This window comes from Rhodanobacter caeni (assembly GCF_039523575.1).
Lineage (GTDB): Bacteria > Pseudomonadota > Gammaproteobacteria > Xanthomonadales > Rhodanobacteraceae > Rhodanobacter > Rhodanobacter caeni.
On sequence record NZ_BAAAFO010000001.1, the window covers coordinates 625,565 to 642,923 of the forward strand.

The 17,359-nt window shown below is 66.2% G+C and carries 16 protein-coding genes; 9 read left to right on the forward strand and 7 right to left on the reverse strand.

Annotated elements, in window-relative coordinates; genetic code table 11:
• The first annotated feature begins 182 nt into the window (after positions 1-182).
• Positions 183-668, forward strand: coding sequence for an Hsp20 family protein (locus tag ABD017_RS03000; protein ID WP_343879979.1), 486 nt, complete (start codon positions 183-185; stop codon positions 666-668).
• A 323-nt stretch (positions 669-991) separates the two neighbouring features.
• A complete protein-coding gene (locus ABD017_RS03005) occupies positions 992-1,420 on the forward strand; it encodes a hypothetical protein (RefSeq protein WP_343879981.1) in 429 nt (142 codons plus the stop codon).
• Here ABD017_RS03005 and ABD017_RS03010 read toward each other — a convergent pair.
• The 5 genes from ABD017_RS03010 to ABD017_RS03030 form a co-directional block, all read right to left on the reverse strand.
• Complete coding sequence (locus ABD017_RS03010) at positions 1,395-1,508, reverse strand: DUF1737 domain-containing protein (protein WP_343879983.1); 114 nt, start codon at positions 1,506-1,508, stop codon at positions 1,395-1,397. The two genes, ABD017_RS03005 and ABD017_RS03010, sit on opposite strands and share 26 nt — an antisense overlap.
• A gap of 109 nt (positions 1,509-1,617) precedes the next feature.
• Positions 1,618-2,271, reverse strand: a complete 654-nt coding sequence (locus ABD017_RS03015) for a glutathione S-transferase family protein (protein ID WP_343879985.1) — start codon at positions 2,269-2,271, stop codon at positions 1,618-1,620.
• A gap of 80 nt (positions 2,272-2,351) precedes the next feature.
• A complete protein-coding gene (locus ABD017_RS03020) occupies positions 2,352-2,786 on the reverse strand; it encodes a VOC family protein (protein WP_343879987.1) in 435 nt (144 codons plus the stop codon).
• A gap of 62 nt (positions 2,787-2,848) precedes the next feature.
• Entirely contained in the window at positions 2,849-3,472 is a 624-nt protein-coding gene (locus ABD017_RS03025; RefSeq protein WP_343879989.1) for a glutathione S-transferase family protein, read from the reverse strand.
• Positions 3,473-3,578: 106 nt separating this feature from the next.
• The gene (locus ABD017_RS03030; RefSeq protein ID WP_343879991.1) at positions 3,579-4,055 is read right to left on the reverse strand and encodes a MarR family winged helix-turn-helix transcriptional regulator; all 477 of its coding nucleotides are present in this window, start codon (positions 4,053-4,055) and stop codon (positions 3,579-3,581) included.
• Between the two features lie 355 nt (positions 4,056-4,410).
• Between ABD017_RS03030 and ABD017_RS03035 the strand changes: the two genes are divergently transcribed.
• Positions 4,411-4,812 (forward strand): EF-hand domain-containing protein, encoded by a 402-nt coding sequence (locus tag ABD017_RS03035; protein WP_343879993.1) that lies wholly within the window; start codon positions 4,411-4,413, stop codon positions 4,810-4,812.
• A 34-nt stretch (positions 4,813-4,846) separates the two neighbouring features.
• On the opposite strand, the gene ABD017_RS03040 is transcribed toward ABD017_RS03035, so the two are convergent.
• A complete protein-coding gene (locus ABD017_RS03040; RefSeq protein ID WP_343879995.1) occupies positions 4,847-5,068 on the reverse strand; it encodes a hypothetical protein in 222 nt (73 codons plus the stop codon).
• A 285-nt stretch (positions 5,069-5,353) separates the two neighbouring features.
• On the opposite strand from ABD017_RS03040, the gene ABD017_RS03045 reads away from it, so the two are divergent.
• The 5 genes from ABD017_RS03045 to ABD017_RS03065 all read left to right on the forward strand — a co-directional run bounded on the left by ABD017_RS03045 (position 5,354) and on the right by ABD017_RS03065 (position 14,544).
• Positions 5,354-8,380 (forward strand): TonB-dependent receptor, encoded by a 3,027-nt coding sequence (locus ABD017_RS03045; protein ID WP_343879997.1) that lies wholly within the window; start codon positions 5,354-5,356, stop codon positions 8,378-8,380.
• Positions 8,381-8,641: 261 nt separating this feature from the next.
• Positions 8,642-10,117 (forward strand): glucoamylase family protein, encoded by a 1,476-nt coding sequence (locus ABD017_RS03050; RefSeq protein WP_343879999.1) that lies wholly within the window; start codon positions 8,642-8,644, stop codon positions 10,115-10,117.
• A gap of 205 nt (positions 10,118-10,322) precedes the next feature.
• The gene (locus ABD017_RS03055; protein WP_343880001.1) at positions 10,323-12,704 is read left to right on the forward strand and encodes a glycoside hydrolase family 3 N-terminal domain-containing protein; all 2,382 of its coding nucleotides are present in this window, start codon (positions 10,323-10,325) and stop codon (positions 12,702-12,704) included.
• 127 nt (positions 12,705-12,831) lie between these two features.
• A complete protein-coding gene (locus tag ABD017_RS03060) occupies positions 12,832-13,119 on the forward strand; it encodes a hypothetical protein (RefSeq protein WP_343880003.1) in 288 nt (95 codons plus the stop codon).
• 111 nt (positions 13,120-13,230) lie between these two features.
• Entirely contained in the window at positions 13,231-14,544 is a 1,314-nt protein-coding gene (locus ABD017_RS03065; protein ID WP_343880005.1) for a glycosyltransferase, read from the forward strand.
• 105 nt (positions 14,545-14,649) lie between these two features.
• Here ABD017_RS03065 and ABD017_RS03070 read toward each other — a convergent pair whose 3' ends face one another.
• Positions 14,650-16,332 carry a winged helix-turn-helix domain-containing protein gene (locus ABD017_RS03070; protein WP_343880007.1) on the reverse strand — a complete coding sequence of 561 codons (1,683 nt, stop codon included), beginning with the start codon at positions 16,330-16,332 and terminating at the stop codon, positions 14,650-14,652.
• A gap of 447 nt (positions 16,333-16,779) precedes the next feature.
• On the opposite strand from ABD017_RS03070, the gene ABD017_RS03075 reads away from it, so the two are divergent.
• Positions 16,780-17,283 (forward strand): hypothetical protein, encoded by a 504-nt coding sequence (locus ABD017_RS03075; RefSeq protein ID WP_343880009.1) that lies wholly within the window; start codon positions 16,780-16,782, stop codon positions 17,281-17,283.
• Positions 17,284-17,359: the final 76 nt, after the last annotated feature.

Below are 17,359 nucleotides of genomic sequence, written 5' to 3' on the forward strand. Positions count from 1 at the left end.
CCGCCAACAACGGCCTGGGAAGTCGCGCTGACGTCACGCGTTTGGCCATTTAAACGGCTCATTAATGCAGCGCTTGAAACCGTTATCGGCGGCCCTACATGGAAGACGCCAGCCTGTCTGGCTGGCGCGCCGGGCCACTTGGCCGGCGGATCGTCCCATGTTGCTTGAATGAGGATATGGCCATGCGCAACAGCCTTTTTGATCTTGCCCCGCTGCATCGGTCGAGCGTTGGTTTCGATCGGATCTTCGACCTGCTGGAAAACGCCACCCGCGCCCAGGCCGTCGACAGCTGGCCGCCGTACGACACGGTTAAGCTCAGCGATGACCGTTACCGCATCACCATGGCGGTAGCCGGCTTCAATCGCGAGGAACTGGATATCTCCGTGCAGCCGAACCTGCTGGTGGTATCCGGCGAGCGCAAGAGCGCCGAGCAGGAAGGCGAGTTCCTGTATCGCGGTATCGCCAGCCGCGCGTTCACGCGACGCTTCGAGCTTGCCGACCACGTCAAGGTGACGGGCGCCAACCTGGCCGACGGCCTGCTGACCATCGAGCTGCAGCGGGAGGTGCCCGAATCGCTGCGGCCGCGCCGCATCGCGATCACCTCGACGCCGGCGGGCGTCACGCTGGAACAGAGCTCGCAGCGGCAGATCGAGAACCAGGCGGCGTAAGGCCGCATGCCGGCGATGCCGGCGTTTGACGACTACGGTAGTGCCTTGCGGCCCGCCCCACGGCGGGCCGCTTTCTTTGGGCTGCACGGACGAAATCGATCTCGCTGCGAACGTGGCGCCAGCGGTGGAGCTGGCCAGCGCGGCTGCGGTACCACGGCGAGAGCACGAAATCGGACGGGAACGGTTCGATAGGCACCGAAGCGATGCCGGAACGACGCGATGCATGATGGGCCCGCCACGATCCGCGGCATCGCCGTGCAGGGCTACCGCGACGAGGATCACGGCTGCGCAGGCGCGCCACCGACAATCACCAAGGAGCTTCCATGAAGGACGTGAGCATTCGCCTGGACCACCAGCCCGGCGCATTGGCCAGCCTGGGTCAAGCGCTTGGCCATGCCGGCGTCAGTGTGGAGGGCGGCGGCGCCTGGGTCGTGGGCGGATCGGGTCACGCGCATTTTCTGGTGCATGACGCTGACGCGCCTCGGGCCGAAGCAGCGTTGGCGAAGGCGGGTATCCGGGTAGCGGCGGTGAGCGACGTCGTGGTGCAGCGCCTGCGCCAGGATGTGCCCGGCCAGTTGGGCGCGCTTTGCGAGCGCATGGCGGCCGCTGGCGTGAACATCGAAGTGCTCTACAGCGACCACCAGCATCAGTTGATCCTGGTGGTGGACGACGTGACCCGCGGTCGCGAGGTGTCCGCTGCATGGACGCGCGACAACCGCGGCGACGTCAGCCGGGGGTCACCAGCCAGATGATGGCCTGGGCTGCGATGACGGATTCGCCGTTGAACGTGATCGACGGCGAGCCCTGCAGCGCGTAGCCCAGGGCCAGGCCTTCGGACACGCGCTTGCAGAACGCGGCATCGTCAGGCCCGTGAGCAAACGATAGATCGGCAGGTTGCCGGGTGGCGGTGCAGGCAAGCGATGCTCGTTTCGGCGGCAATCGACGGGCTTCAACGAGCTTTGGCGGCGGGTTTGTTGATCGCCCATTGATCGGCGAAGGCCCGCTGGTAGGCAGGCCGGGCTTCACCACGGGCGACGTAGGCCGCGAGATTGGGGAACTCGTCGAGCAGGCCCGAAAGGCGCAACCTGAGCAGCACGTGCACCATCATCAGGTCGCCCGCACTGAATGACCCGTCGAGCCAATCGGCATCACCCAGGCGGGTGGAGAGCTGGCGCAACCGGTTGCGGATGCGATCGTGCACCAGGGGCAGGCGCTCCTTGCTCCATGGTTTGTCGCCTTCGAATATCCTGGCCGTCACCAGCTCGAGAATCGGCGGCTCCACCGTATTGACGGCGGCGAACATCCAAGTGATCGCGCGCGCCCGGGCATGGGCATCGTTCGGCAACAAGCCCGCATGGTGTTCCGCGATATGCAGGATGATCGCGCCGGTCTCGAACAGCACAAGATCGCCTTCCTGGTAGGTCGGAATCTGGCCGAAAGGCTGCATGCCCAGATGCGCACGCTGTTTCATGGCGCGAAAGGAAACCAGGCGCACCTCGTAAGGCAGGCCCGCTTCTTCAAGCGCCCAACGGACACGCGTGTCGCGCGCCAGCCCCATGCCTTGGTCGGGCGATTTGCTGAAGGCGGTGATGGTGATGGTCATGGTGAGGTCCGTCGGTCTTGTTGTGCCGGCGCATCTGCGCATGGTGAGTCACTTTGCGGGCGTCCGTATGGACGTCCATTTCATGCGCCGTTGCCCGCGGCCGGACGGTTGCAGTTGACCATCCACCTGGCGCCGAAACGGTCGGTGAGCATGCCGAAACGCAAGGCCCATGATGTTTCGGCGATCGGCATGGTCACCTGGCCGCCTTCGCCGAGGGCCTGGAAAACGCGCTCCGCTTCGCCCGGATCGTCCACGCCAAGCGACACCGCGCTTCCATGGATGCCCGGATACGGCTCGGGCGTCGGGCCGCACCAGTCCGAGCCCATCAACACGGCGTCACCGACTTCCAGCCGTACGTGAGCGATCAGGTGGCGGGCTTCGGCGGGCAGTGCCTCGGTGCCGGGCATGTCGCCCATGGTCATCTTCATCGTGACCTTGCCGCCAAGGGCGCGGGCGTAGAAATCGAACGCCTCCGCGGCGGCGTCCTTGAAGAACAGATAGCTGACGATATTCATGGCATGTCCTCTTGCAAGGGAATGGGCGCAGCGGTCGCTGCGAAGGGTATCGATAGCCGCGGTCAGGCAGCGACGGCGATATCGGGAAACGGCTCGCGCCACGCATCGATTTCGCACAACGTCTGGTGCCAGCGCCGGACAGCCGGAAACTCCTTGAGCGGAATGTGTGCGACGTCGGCGTAGGGCAGGGTAATGGCGACCGCGAAATCCGCCACCGTGAGCGTCTTGCCCACCAGCCAGCGACGGTCCCGCAGATGGCTTTCGAGGATGGCCGCCTGCCGTCGGAAGCCATCCTGCGCGCGCGCCGCCGCCTCGGCATCGGGCTCGCCGATGCTGAAGCGCGGCTTGATGACGTATTGGAAGTAGAGCTGGCTGGCGACCGGATTGAATTCCTGGCCGGCCCAGCTCAGCCAACGCAGGGCATCGATCTGGCGATCGTCCTGTGGCCACAGGTCCGAGTCCGAACGCGCCGCCAGGTGGCACGTGATCGCGTCGGCTTCCCACAGTACGCGCGCGCCGTCGACCAGCGTCGGCACCTTGCCGTTGGGGTTGAGCGCCAGGTAATCGGGCGTCTTGTGTTCGCCGCGGGCCAGGTCGACATACGCGTAATCGACCGGGGACTGCAGGTATTTCGCGACCGCGCAGACCTTGCGCGGGCAAAGCACATCGGACCAGTAGAGCTTCATGGGACGTCTCCTTGGAGTGCGGCGGAAGGGGGTTCCGGATTTCCGACAAGGCGTGGGCATGGCGGGTGCTGCGGTGCTTCGACTTTCTCCTTCGTCATCCCGCCGTTCACCGGGATGGCGGCTTGTTCGTCTCTTCCATGGGTGGCAACGGCATGACACACGGGCCGCCTGCGAGGCGATGCAGGCTGGCCGCGGCGGATTCGCCCACGTCCTGCAGCAGTCGCTGCTGGGTGGCGTTCCAGCTGGGCATCGCCGCCAGAAGCGTGCGCGAGCCCTTGGCCGTGATGGCCGCCAGGCGCGAACGCGCGTCGGCCGGATCGCTGCGCAGGCTCACCCAGCCGCGTTGTTCGGCAACGGCGAGGTTGCGCGTCAGCGTGGTGCGGTCGGCGGAAAGCATCTCGGCCAGCTCTCCAATGGACTTCGAACCGGCCAGGTGCAGCGCCGCCAGCAAGGTGAACTGCGTGGCACGCAGGCCATGCGGGCGCAAGGCCTGGTCGAACTCGCGCGTGATCGTGCGCGCCGCGCGCCGCGCCGCGAGGCACAGGCAGCGGGTGGTGGCGAACACGGAAAGATCGGGTGTCATGGGATATATGTGTATATGCACGTAAATGGTCTGTCAAGCGTGGACAGCTGAAACCGGCGGTTGTTGGCATGGTTCCGAGGCCTGGCTTTCGACCCGGCGCGGGGCGTTGGATCGACGGCGTGCCAGGCTTGAAGCTCGCTTGATCGCTGCAGCTGGATCTATAGCGGTTGACCGATACCACTTTTACGAGTAATTGATCGTCTTGCGATCACGCTCGATTCGAACAATTTGATCGCGAGTCCTCTGTCATCCCGCTTTTTGGCTTTCGGTTTAGTCGAAATTTTTTTGAAACAGGTTCGGCCATGCGGAAGCATGTTTTCCACCATTGAACTCTCGCCGTACACGGAGGCAATCGATGAAAGTCTCAATCTCCAAAACCACCCTCGTTGCGATAGGCGTCCTCGGTCTTGCGGCAACCACGATGGCATCGGCAATGGATGATGTTGCGGCCCCGAGTTCCGCGGTGGCGCAACCTGCATTCAGCAGCTTGGACGTGAACCGCGATGGCGTGCTCGTACGCTCGGAAATCCCCAAGCAATTGCGAGCCTTGCGGGCGCATTTCAATCAATACGATGTGGCGGGCGATCATCGGCTCACGGAGGCCGAATACGCCAGTTATCTGGATCGATCCAACGCCCAAAGAGCAGGATGTGTGGATGGCCGCACCGTCAACTCGGCCCCTTGCATTGAGGCACTGTCGCGGGCGGGGCAGCTGAGCACCGGATGGAGCCAGTCATATTCCACCAAAGGTAGGTGATGCAAAAAATAGCGCGCCGCGCGGCGTTCAACGACTATGGCGATGACCGGTCGCATGGATACAGGACGAAGAGGTCCTCCGAGGTATCCGTGTCGGCGCGCAGATGGATGCCCATGCAGGAACGAACGCTTATCACCTTTCCGATCAGAGCCTGGTTCTTGAAGATGTCGATAACGCGCATGTCATGAGCCTGCGACGCCTTCGCCGACATCATCGTTCCGATCTGTGCTGCAACGGCCAGATCCCGATATTTCACGCTTGTTCTCTCGTGAACGAACGTGCGAGTTGTCGTTGGCGATAGGCGATCGGTAGGCCGACACCGTGGTTTTGGGAAAGACGCAGCTCGCGGCTTTTCATTCTTTTGGTTTGTCGGCGACAGCCGATGCAAGGCACTCCGCTGTCTGAAATCGAATCGCTTCGGCACGCGATCCTTCCGATGGCAAAGTGATGCCGCGCACTAGGTACGGGCACGTTTCGCGCACGTCGCCGTCACTTTCGTTTAACGAGTATTCGTCGCACCCGATCATCGAGGAAGGCAGCGATGAATACGACTTTCCATGTGCTGAAGAAGGGCCTGTTGGCGAGCCTGATCGCCGGCTCGGTCGCCACGTTGGCTGCTGGCCCGGGCGTGGTGTGGGCACAAAGCGCCAACGCCACCCTGCGCGGCACCGGCCCGGCCAATACCGAGGTCACCGCGCGCAACGTGGCGACGGGTGCGACGCGGCGCACCCGCACCGGCGCGGATGGCAGCTATGCCTTGCCGGGCCTGCCGCCGGGCACTTACCAGGTGGATGCGGGGCCGGGCACGGAGCGCACCGTCACCCTGACGGTGGCGTCCACCGCCACGTTGGATCTGCAGCCAACGGCGGCTGCCGCGGCGCCGTCCACCGCCAGCGCCACCACGCTGGGCGGCGTGTCGGTGAGCGCGACCACGCTGACCGAGGTGAAGACGCCGGAAGTGGGCAACACGATTTCGCTGCGGCAGATCCAGACCATCCCGCAGATCTCGCGCAACTTCCTGGAGTTTGCCGATACGGTGCCGGGCATGGTGTTCAGCGTCGACGCCAACGGCAACACCTCGTTGCGCGGTGGTGCGATGAACAACAGTTCGGTGAACGTCTACATCGATGGCGTGGGCCAGAAGAGCTATGTCAAGGAAGGTGGCATCAGCGGCCAGAGCGGCAGCCAGGGCAACCCGTTCCCGCAGCTGGCGATCGGCGAGTACAAGGTCATCACCTCCAACTACAAGGCCGAGTACGACCAGATTTCCTCGGCCGCGGTGACGGCGCAGACCAAGTCCGGCACCAACGAATTCCACGGGGAGACGTATTACCGCTACACCAACGACGCATTCCGCGAACGAACGCCTTCGGAAAGGGAAGACCACAGCAAGACCCCGTCGAAGGAGAAGGAATACGGCTTCGCGCTGGGTGGCCCGATCATCCAGGACAAGATGCATTTCTTCGTGACGTACGAGGCCAAGCGCTTCGACACGCCCAGGACGGTGGTACCCAGCGCGGACGCCATCCCTGGCGTGGCATACCTGCCGGCCACCGTCGCCGACGAGTTCGGGCCGGCGAACCTGCCATTCGAGGAAGACCTGTATTTCGGCAAGATCGACTGGGAGCCGACCGACCGCGACCGCTTCGAGGCCAGCGCGCAAATCCGCAAGGAGAACCAGTACGGCGGCATCGGCGACCAGAACGCGCCCAGCGCCGGCTACTCCACCAGGAACGACGACAAGCGCTATACGTTGCGCTGGCAGCACAGCGGCGATGCCTATCTCAACGAGCTGCTCTTTACCTACGAGGACGCGCGCAACGCACCCACCGCGTTGAACTACGGCAACGGTTACATCTACACATGGCAACGCGCCACCGACGACCCGGCGCTCATCAACACCGGGGCGGCCTCGCCGCTGGCCACGCAGAACAAGGGCCAGAAGGGGCCCGCGCTGCAGGACGACCTGACCTTCTACGACCTGGACTGGCACGGCAACCACGTGATCAAGATGGGCTTCAAGAAGAAGATGGTGACGCTGCGCGCGGCCGATGCAGCCGACGTCAACCCGCAGTTCACCTACAGCGTGACGCCCGACGGCGCCGCCGCCACTCCCTACAAGGCGTTCTTCACCAAGCCGGTCAGCGGGCTGGGCCTGGCGCCTACGGTGTCCACCAGGAGCCATCAGTTCGGCGCCTACATCCAGGACGATTGGGACATCACCGACAAGTTCACGCTGAACCTGGGCGTGCGCTGGGATTACGAGCGCACGCCCTCGTACACCGATTTCGTCACGCCGGCGAACGTGGTGGCGGCGCTCAACGGGCCCAATCCCGATCCCGAGGCACCGGCGGGCCAGACCTACGCCCAGGCGCTGGCGCTGGGCGGCATCGACGTCAACGACTACATCAGCACCGGCCGCAACCGCTCGGCCTATCGCGGCGAATGGCAGCCACGGCTGGGCTTCTCGTACGACCTGTTCGGTGACGAGGCGCACGTGATCTTCGGCGGCGCCGGTCGCGCCTACGATCGCGACCTGTACGACTACCTGCAACTGGAGACGACCAAGTCCGCGCTGCCGCAGTACACGATCTATTTCCGCGACCCGGCCACCGGCTTGTGCCACCGTGACAACACGCCGTGCTACGACTGGGACCCGGCCTACCTCAACGGCCTGGGCAACCTGCAGGCGCTGCTCGGGCCCAGCAGCAACACGGGCACCGAGGTCGACCTGCTCAACAACCATCTGAAGGCGCCGTACTCCGACCAGTTCAGCTTAGGCATGCGCAACGCGATCGGCGAGTGGAACACCAGCGCCACCGTGTCGCGCATCCTCAGCCACGATGGCTTCGCCTTCACCCTGGGCAACCGCCGCCCGGACGGCTCGTTCTGGCGCGACAACGGCCAGCCGTGGGGCAACGGCGTGCCGGGTTTCGGCAGCCTGATCGTGGGCAACAACGGCATCGAGACGCGCACCACGCAACTGCTGCTGTCGGCGGAGAAGCCGTATACCAGGGAGTCCCACTGGGGCGCGACCCTTGCCTACACCTACACGCACGCCAAGCAGAACCGCGACATCAACGAGCACTACGCGTTCGACGAGGCGACCATCGGCGACTACCCGTTCATCACCTCGAACGCGGCAGCCAAGCACCGCTTCGTGGCCACCGGCAACATGGACGGCCCGTGGGGCATCACGCTGTCGGCCAAGCTGACCCTGGCCACGCCGCTGCCGTTCAACGGCATCGGCACGTTTCCGGGCATGGTGTTTACGGGTGGACATGACAGCAGGCCGGTCGCCGGCGTGCCGTCGGGCTCGAAGTTCCTGGTGGGCGGCAAGATCTGGGGTTACCGCGACATCGATTTCCAGGCCACCAAGAACTTCGACCTGGGCCATGGCGTGACGCTGTTCGGGCGTTTCGACGTACTCAACGTGTTCAACTGGGACAACTACGTCAACTACATCCCCGTCTATGCGGACGGCGGCGTCAACGTCAGCTACAACCGCACCGGCAACATCACCTTCGTGCCGCGCACGTTCAAGTTCGAGGTGGGTTTGAACTTCTGAGCCTGGCAGGGAACGGGGCGCATTCCGCGCTCCGCTTCCGCGCGCCATGCGGTCACGGCTGGCCGGACGGTGGAGCTGATTGTCCATCCAGGGATGTTCCGACCCGTCTTTGCCGTCATTCCAGCGAACGCTGGAATCCAGTGCCTTCATGCGGCAATCGAGGCGCTGGATCCCGGCGTTCGCCGGGATGACGGCTGATTCGGGCCAGCCGGCTGTTCATCGCTCGATCGGCGTCCATCCTTAGAGAGGTTGTTATCGCTCATGAAAAACCGAGCTTTCCGCACCATCGCGTCAGCGTTCTTGCTGGCGCTTACGCTGGTTGCACCGGCGATTCCCGCCACTGCACCGACGAACCCTATCGCGACGTCCGATCGCCAGGCGTTCGTCAACGACCTGGAGCGGCGCACCTTCGACTGGTTCTGGGACAGCGCGAACCCGGTCACCGGCCTGGTGCCGGATCACTATCCGGGCGAGTCCTTTTCCAGCATCGCCACGGTGGGTTTCGCCTTGACCGCCTACGGCGTGGGCGCGGAGCGCGGCTATATCACGCGTGCGCAGGCGGCCGAACGCACGCTGGCCACGCTGCGTTTCTTCGACCGCGCGCCGCAGAACGCCAGCGAGGACGACGCGGCGGGCTACCACGGCTTTTTCTACCATTTCCTCGACATGAAGACGGGCAAGCGCTTCGACCGCGCGATCGAGCTGTCCAGTGTCGACACCACGCTGCTGCTGGGCGGCGTGCTGTTTGCGCAGACCTATTACGACGGCAACACCCCGGCCGAGCGCGAGATCCGCGTACTGGCCGACCGCATCTACCGGCGCGTGGACTGGCCGTGGATGCAGGTGCGCGCGCCGCTGATCAGCATGGGCTGGACGCCGGGCGGCAAATTCATCCCCAGCGACTGGAAGGGTTACGACGAGGGCATGCTGGTCTACATTCTGGCGCTGGGTTCACCGACCCATCCGGTGAAGCCGGACGCGTGGCAGGCATGGCTGTCGACCAACGACAGGACCTGGGGCACGTTCCACGGGCAGACGTTCCTGAATTTCGCGCCGCTGTTCGGGCACCAGTACAGCCACGTGTGGGTGGATTTCCGCAGCATCCGCGACGACTGGAACCGCCGGCACGGCCTGGACTATTTCGAGAACAGCCGCCGCGCCGCCTACAGCCAGCGCAACTATGCCATTGCCAATCCCGGCCGCTGGACCGGCTACGGCGCCGACGTGTGGGGACTGACCGCCAGCAACGGGCCCGGCGACATCGTCGTGGAGCAAGGCGACAGGAGACTGAAGTTCAACGGCTACACGGCGCGCGGCGCCGGCCTGGACTACATCGCCGACGATGGCACCATCGCGCCTACGGCCGCCGGCGGCTCCATCGCGTTCGCCCCGGAGATCGTGATTCCGGCGCTTGCGGCGATGAAGCTGCGCTACGGCAAGTGGATCTACAACCGCTACGGCTTCGTCGATGCGTTCAACCCGAGCTTCCATGCCCGCACCGCGCTGCGCACCGGGCGACTGGTGCCGGAGCTGGGCTGGGTCGACACCGTGCAACTGGGCATCGACCAGGGCCCGATCGTGCTGATGATCGAAAACTGGCGCAGCGACTTCGTGTGGAAGGTGATGCGGCGCAATCCGTATATCCGCAAGGGTTTGGAGAAAGCTGGCTTCACTGGCGGCTGGCTGGAGGGCTCGGTGCCTCATGCACGCAAGCGATCGCTGTGTGCCTGCCCCTGAGGTCCTGGGAATGACTCCCTCCCCTGCTCGCAGGGGAGGGGCGGGGAGGGGGCTCTTCGCTCCGTACGAACAACCCCCTCCCAACCTCCCCCTGCAAGCAGGGGGAGGAGTGGTGATGTCGGAGGGAAGCTCTGAATCTTTTCACACCTGCCGGTGTACACCTCGTCACTTGCAAGCGGGCGCTCCGCTCGCATTCGGTACCGCCATGAAACGATCAACGACTTCGATCTTGCACTCCGCCATGTGGCTGTTCGCCGCTGCGCTTCTCGTAGGCGCCCAAGCTCATGCGCAGGTCGTCCGCGCGCTGCCGCACGCCACGGCGCCGTCGAACGCGCAACTGGCGTCGCCCGATATCGAACGCCGGGTCGACGCGCTGCTCAAGCGGATGACGCTGGAGGAGAAGATCGGCCAGCTCGTGCAGTACAACGACCAGGGCTTCAGCGCGCCGACCACCGCCAACGGCGACAAGGTGCTGGCCGCCAACCCGGAGACCAGGACCCAGGTCGACGCCATGGCGCTGGCCAGGCAGGGCCGGCTGGGCTCGATGCTCAACGTGATCGGCGCGGAAAAGACGCGCGCCTTCCAGCAGGCCGCGATGAACAGCCGCCTGCACATCCCGATCCTGTTCGGCGCCGACGTGATCCACGGCTATCGCACGATCTATCCGGTGCCGCTGGGCCTGGCCGCGTCGTGGGATACCGCACTGGTGCAGCAGCTTTCCCACATGGCCGCCACCGAAGCCACCACCGCCGGCGTGAAGTGGTTCTACTCGCCGATGGTGGATATCTCGCGCGATGCGCGCTGGGGTCGCTCCACCGAAGGGGCGGGCGAGGACCCGTACCTGGGCTCGGCGATGGCGCGCGCCTATGTGCGCGGCTACCAGGGTAGCGACCTGTCGCAACCCGACAGTGTCGCCGCCTCGGTCAAGCACTTCGCCGCCTATGGCGCCGCCGAGGCCGGCCGCGAGTACAACACCACCGACATGTCCGACATCCGGTTGCGCCAGGTCTACCTGCCACCCTACAAGGCGGCGGTGGAGGCGGGCGCGGCCACGATGATGAGCTCGTTCAACGCGCTCAACGGCGTGCCCGCCACGGCCGATCCGTACCTGATGGACGAGATCCTGCGCAAGGAATGGGGCTTCGACGGCTTCGTGGTCAGCGACTACACGGCGGTGATGGAACTGACCCATCACGGCATCGCGCTGGACGCCGCCACGGCAACGAAAAAAGCGCTGGAAGCGGGCGTGGACGTGGACATGATGTCCCACTTCTACGACACCCAGATCCCCCGGCTGCTGGCCGAACACAAGTTGTCGATGGCGACCGTGGACGAGGCCGTGCGCCGGGTGCTGCGGGTGAAGTTCGCGCTGGGGCTGTTCGAGCATCCCTACGCGCAGGGTGCGGAGGTGACGCACGCGGTGGACGCGCATCGCCCGCTGGTGCGCCGCGCCGCGGAGGAATCGTTCGTGTTGCTGCGCAATGCCCCGGTCGCAGGGCAACCGGTGTTGCCGCTGGGCGACAAGGTGCGGTCGGTGGCGCTGATCGGCCCGCTGGCCGATGCCGCCAACGAGATGCAGGGCGCCTGGGGTGGTGCCACGCAGGCGTCCGACGTGGTGACGCTGCGCCAGGCCTTGGAGCGGCGGATGCAGCAGCGCGGCGGTCGCCTGCTGTTCGCGCACGGCACCGACGTCCTGAGCGATTCCAGCGCGGGCTTCGACGCCGCCGTGCAGGCGGTGCGTCAGGCCGACGTGGTGGTGATGGCGCTGGGCGAGTCGGCGGAAATGAGCGGCGAGGCCGGCTCGCGCGCCCACCTCGACCTGCCGGGCAATCAGCAGCAACTGCTGCAGAACGTGGTGGCGACGGGCAAGCCGGTGGTGCTGCTGGTGTTCTCCGGCCGGCCGCTGGTGCTGGACTGGGCCGCGCAGCATGTGCCGGCGATCATGGCGGTGTGGTTTCCCGGCACCGAGGCGGGCAACGCGCTGGCCAACGTGCTGTTCGGCGATGTGGCGCCCAGCGGCAAGCTGCCGATGAGCTTTCCGCGCGCGGTGGGGCAGGAGCCGCTGTATTACGCGCAGTTCCCCACCGGTCGTCCGGCCGGCGACGCCGACCTGAGCAAGCCGCCCGGCGGCGCCACGCGCTTCATCTCGCGCTACATCGACGTGCCCAACGACGCGCTGTTCCCGTTCGGCTACGGGCTGAGCTACACGGACTTCGCGTATTCCAACGTACGCGTATCGCGTCGCACGCTGCCGCTGGCCGAGGCCAACCGGCCGGAGGCGAGGTCGCTGCTGACGGTCACCGCCACGCTGACCAACACCGGCACGTGTGAAGGCACGGAAGTCGCGCAGCTCTACGTGCGCAACCTCGGTGCAAGCGTCGAGCAACCGGTGCGCCGCTTGAAGGGTTTCCAACGCGTCACCTTGAAGCCGGGCGAGTCACGGCAGCTACGCTTCGAGCTGGGTTTTCCGGAACTTTCTTTCTACAACGTGCACAGCCGCCAGGTTGTGGAGCCCACGCATTACACGGCATGGGTGGGCGGCAGCTCGCAGGCGACAGCGCAGGCGGCATTCGACATTGAGCCATGAGGTGGCAGCGGTCCGCCGTGCGGGGTCACGCCGCACGGACTTGCCGGCCGGCCCTCCTGCCCGAGACTGTCACCTTTCCTGCGCGGTGCGCGTGCCAGGCTGATCGATATCCACCACCGGAGTCGCCATGAATTCAGCACTACGTCGATTCATCACCGATGCCCGCGGCCGCGTCGTCGTGGCACAGCCACCCAACGGGTCGATACTCGCGTGGAGTGCGCTGGCCGTGGCGGCGCGCACCTCGGCAGGGCCGGCGAAACCTTTCCTGCGCACGGCGCGCAACGCGGCGCTGGCCTGGTGGGCCGGTCGGGAATTGCTGGACGGTGACAGCCCGTTCCGGCGCGTGCTGGGTGGCGCTGCCTTGCTGGCGATGGCGGCAACCGGGCGGCACCGTGCGCACGCGCGCCATCGGTAACCTGCGTTGTCCGCTGGTGGAACGGGCGACGGCCCGCGCGGTGCTGGCTGCCGATGCGCGGTCCAGGGCCCATGACGGCATGAGCGCCGTGGTGCCGACATGAGTGGCGCCATGGATTCGCAGCCGCGTCGACCACGCATCGTGCTGGCCACCTTCGGCACCCATGGCGATCTCCATCCCTTCCTGGCGCTGGCGCTGGCGCTGCGCCAGCGCGGCGCCGATCCGGTGCTGGCGGCCGGCGAGGGGTTTCGTGACAAGGTCGTGGCCGAGGGCATCGACTTTTTCCCCATGCGGCCCGATGTGGAGGCCGTGGCCGGGCGGTTGGCGTTGGCGCCGCAGCAGCTGGCGCGCGCTGTGGCGGCGCGGCCACAGTTCCTCCTTCAGCGCATCATCCTGCCCTCGCTGCACGAGGCCTATGACGACGCGCTGATGGCCCTTGCCGGCGCCGATCTGGTGGTCACCCATTCCGTTGCCTACGGCGCGCGGCTGGCGGCGGAAAAATGCGGCTTGCCGCAGGTCGGCATCGTGTTGCAACCGATGCTGTTCGCCTCCGTTTACGACCCGCCCGTCGTGGCGGACATGCCGCGGTTGTCGCGCTGGATCTATCGTCGAGGGCCGGCGTGGACGCGCGCGTTCGTGCGGCTGGGCCGGCGCGTCGCGCGTCGCTGGGCACGGCCAATCGACCGCTTCCGCCGGCAGGTCGGCCTGCCGCCGGCCAGCGCGCACCCCTTGTTCGAAGGCCAGTTCGGCAGCGCCGGTGCGATCGGCCTGTACTCGCCGCTGCTGGGACCGGCGCAGGCGGATCATCCGCCGCATACCACCATCGCGGGCTTCGCCTTCTACGACAGTGAAAAGGGTGGGCCGCCAACGCTGTCGTCCGCCCTGCAGGCCTTCCTCGACGCCGGCGCGCCGCCGGTGGTGTTCATGCAGGGAACGTCGGCCATCCACGATGCCGACGATTTCATCCGCGAGAGCCTTGCCGCCATCGACCTGCTTGGCCTGCGCGCGGTGCTGGTGCTGGACGATGAAAGGGCACGGCGCTGGTCATCGCGTGGCTCGGGCACGATCCACGTGACGGGTTATGCGCCGTATTCGGTGCTGTTCCCGCGCGCGTCCGTCATCGTCCACCACGGAGGTATCGGCACCACCGCCCAGGCGCTGCGCGCCGGCCGCCCGCAACTGGTCACGCCCTACTTGGTCGACCAGCCCGACAATGCCGCGCGGGTGGTGCGGCTTGGCGTGGGGCGGGAGTTGCCCCGGCGGCGCTGGCGCCGCGCAGGTATCGCGGCCGAGCTGCGCGCGCTGCTGCACGCGCCCGGCTACGCGTCGGCGGCGGCACGCGTCGGGCGGCAGATAGCGAGGGAGGACGGCGCCGCGGTCGCGGCCGATACGATCGTGTCCGCGCTGGCGCAACGCCGCGCTTGAAGCGGTGCCGCGGGCACCGCGACACACCTTGCCGATGGATAGCCGTTCTTGCGTGACCGCATCGGACCGGCGTGAGCCAGTGTGGGCAGCAGCAGCTGCCGCCGATCAGTTCAGGCTGGCAAGCAGCGCCTGGAAGCGGGGCTTGTCGCGCAACGAGGCCAGGTCGCTGTCGTTCGCCATCCAGGCGCGGTCGCCCCAGCCCAGTTGCACCGCGCGTTCGAGCAGGTCGACCGCGCGGTCGTGTTCGTCCAGCACCGCGAACGTGCACGCCGCGTTGTAGTACACCATCGGCTCGTCCGCGCTCGATCGCAGCGCCAGGTTCGCCCACTCGATCGCCTTGGCCTTTTCGCCCATCGCCGCGAAATTCGCGGCGCCCATGTAGCGGGCGCGGGCGTCGTGCGGGTTCACGCCGAGCGCGCGCTCGATCAGCTCGATCGCGCGATGGCGGCTCTTGCGTTCGTCCTCCTTGCGGCCCATCTCGCTGTACGCCTGGCTCAGGTAGACCAGCGGCAGGTAGTCGGCGGGGCTGACTTCGGCGGCGCGCAAATACAGCCAGGCCGCCTTCTGGAAATTGCCCAGCGAGCTGCAGATCATGCCGTACAGGAAATAGGCTTCGAGCAGGTTGGGGTTGAGCATCATCGCCGTCTCGAACTCGCGCTCGGCCTGCTCGAACTGCTTGCTGATGTACAGCGCCAGGCCGCGCGAGGCATGCGCCTCGGCCGAGTCGGGGTCCATTTGCAAGGCACGCTCGCTGGCCTCCATCGCATGGGCGATGTGCTCGGGGTTGCGGTCGAGGAAGCGATGCCGCATCACGTACGCATCCGACAGGCCTGCCCACGCGGCGGCATATTTCGGGTCGCGTGCGATGGCACGCTCGTACATGGCGATGGCGTGCAGCGAGTCGCGCCGGTTCCATGCGTAGAAGTACCTGCGGCCGCGCAGGTAATCGTCGTAGGCCTGCACGTCGGCCGTGGCCACGTACTGGATCGCGCGGCGCTCCTTCGGCGACAGCGTGACTTTCAGCGCATCGACGATGCTCTGGGCAATGTCGTCCTGGATGGCGAACACGTCGCGCAATTCGCGGTCGTACGTCTCTCCCCACAGGGTGGAGTCGGATGCCACGTCGATCAGCTGCGCGGTGATGCGCACGCGGTTGCCGGCGCGGCGCACGCTGCCCTCGAGCACGGTGCCCACGCCGAGCTTGGCGGCGATCATCTGCAGGTCGGCCTCCTTGCCCTTGAAGAAGAACGAGGAGGTTCGCGAGGACACTTTCAGCTGCGGCAGCTTGGTCAGCAGGCTGAGGATTTCCTCGGCGATGCCGTCGCTGAAGTATTCGTTTTCCATCTCGCCGCTCATGTTGACGAACGGCAGCACGGCGATGGCGTGGCGGTCTGCGTCGCGATGGTTCGATGGCGGCGGCGGGGTGTCGATCCTGGCGGGCGCAACATCCGCGGGGTCGCTCGCGGTGACCGGTGCAATCAATCGGTAGCCCAGGCCATGCACGGTCTGGATGTAGCGCGGCTCGGCCGCATCGTCGCCCAGCTTCTGGCGCAGCTGCGAGATGACCCGGCTCAGCGTGGCGGCGGTGACGAACTTGTGTCCCCACACGCGTTCCAGCAGGTCGTCATGCTTGACCAGTTCGCCCGGATGGCTCACGAACTGCAGCAACACCGCGTGGGCCTTGGGTTCCAGTTCGAGCTCGTGGCCATCGCGCGACACGCGGTGGGCCATCGGCTCGACGGTGATGTCGCCGAACGCGTAGATGGTCCGCGGACTGTTCGGTGCCATGGCCACGGGGACGGCAATATCACAGCGGCGGGAGAGAGGCAATCGAACCTCCGGGAGCTTCGCGCAAGGGCGAGAGTGCAGGGTGCGGGGGCGGGTTGGTCATGGCGAAATCACCGCTTCATGAGCCACGCCGCGCGGGCGGTATCGCCGCGTGCGCGGGAGCGGCGATGCGTTCATCGCGCAGGTGGGATGGTCGCGTCTGGAAGGACATGGCCGTGCCTGTTGTTCGCTTGCCCTGCCGTTGGAGTGTGTGCCCGACGGTCGCAGGGGACACCTGCCAGACGTAACGCCTGCCGCGTGTGGCCATGGCAGCGGCGGTGCTGTCATGGGGATCGACTGAAGATCCTCAGACAACCCACGCGATTTGCGCGGGAATTCCTCAAGCAAGGGCGCTGGCCCGCGCCGAGAATCTCTCCACGGACATCGGTGTCCGTCGGGAGGAACCCCATGAAACCGCTTATCGCCACCACCGCGCTCGCTCTAATCCTCGCCAGCGGCGCCAGCATCGCCCAGACCCAGTCCCCGCCCACCGAAATGCAGAATGTCACGGTCAGCGGCGTACCCGTTGCCTATGAAACCTATGCGGCTGACTTGCCGGCGGGCTTCACCCTGCAGGCGCTGGTCGGCAACGCGCACACGCACTACATGCAGGCGAGGCGCGCGGCAGAGCAGGCCGAAGCCCGCAGGAAGCAGGGTTTCGCGTCGCAGCCGATCGTCTCCGTGGCGATCGACAATTCGGCCGGCGTCGGCGTCGCCAAGCAGATCCAGCTCGTCGACGCGGCGCGGCAAACCATCGCCATCGTGAACATGTACTGCAAGCGCTCGGTGCCGTCCGGCGGGCCGCGCTGCAAGCTGGTGCCCCGGCAAATGGGGGGCGACATGGATGGCCAGCGCCTGGCGTCCATACGGAACGGAACGCTGAATATCGCGCAAGTGCAGCTGCGTGATTAGGCAGGCGTGCAGAGGATTGCCAGGCCGCGCGGATCATCCCGCAAGGAGGATCGCGAGGCCTGGCGCGTTTCGGTCA

Bases quoted from the DNA above. Each gene is read 5' to 3' on its own strand.
- ABD017_RS03000 (WP_343879979.1), top strand. From the start codon at position 183: ATGCGCAACAGCCTTTTTGATCTTGCCCCGCTGCATCGGTCGAGCGTT.
- ABD017_RS03005 (WP_343879981.1), top strand. From the start codon at position 992: ATGAAGGACGTGAGCATTCGCCTGGACCACCAGCCCGGCGCATTGGCC.
- ABD017_RS03015 (WP_343879985.1), bottom strand. From the start codon at position 2,271: ATGACCATCACCATCACCGCCTTCAGCAAATCGCCCGACCAAGGCATG.
- ABD017_RS03020 (WP_343879987.1), bottom strand. From the start codon at position 2,786: ATGAATATCGTCAGCTATCTGTTCTTCAAGGACGCCGCCGCGGAGGCG.
- ABD017_RS03025 (WP_343879989.1), bottom strand. From the start codon at position 3,472: ATGAAGCTCTACTGGTCCGATGTGCTTTGCCCGCGCAAGGTCTGCGCG.
- ABD017_RS03030 (WP_343879991.1), bottom strand. From the start codon at position 4,055: ATGACACCCGATCTTTCCGTGTTCGCCACCACCCGCTGCCTGTGCCTC.
- ABD017_RS03035 (WP_343879993.1), top strand. From the start codon at position 4,411: ATGAAAGTCTCAATCTCCAAAACCACCCTCGTTGCGATAGGCGTCCTC.
- ABD017_RS03045 (WP_343879997.1), top strand. From the start codon at position 5,354: ATGAATACGACTTTCCATGTGCTGAAGAAGGGCCTGTTGGCGAGCCTG.
- ABD017_RS03050 (WP_343879999.1), top strand. From the start codon at position 8,642: ATGAAAAACCGAGCTTTCCGCACCATCGCGTCAGCGTTCTTGCTGGCG.
- ABD017_RS03055 (WP_343880001.1), top strand. From the start codon at position 10,323: ATGAAACGATCAACGACTTCGATCTTGCACTCCGCCATGTGGCTGTTC.
- ABD017_RS03060 (WP_343880003.1), top strand. From the start codon at position 12,832: ATGAATTCAGCACTACGTCGATTCATCACCGATGCCCGCGGCCGCGTC.
- ABD017_RS03065 (WP_343880005.1), top strand. From the start codon at position 13,231: ATGGATTCGCAGCCGCGTCGACCACGCATCGTGCTGGCCACCTTCGGC.
- ABD017_RS03070 (WP_343880007.1), bottom strand. From the start codon at position 16,332: ATGGCACCGAACAGTCCGCGGACCATCTACGCGTTCGGCGACATCACC.
- ABD017_RS03075 (WP_343880009.1), top strand. From the start codon at position 16,780: ATGAAACCGCTTATCGCCACCACCGCGCTCGCTCTAATCCTCGCCAGC.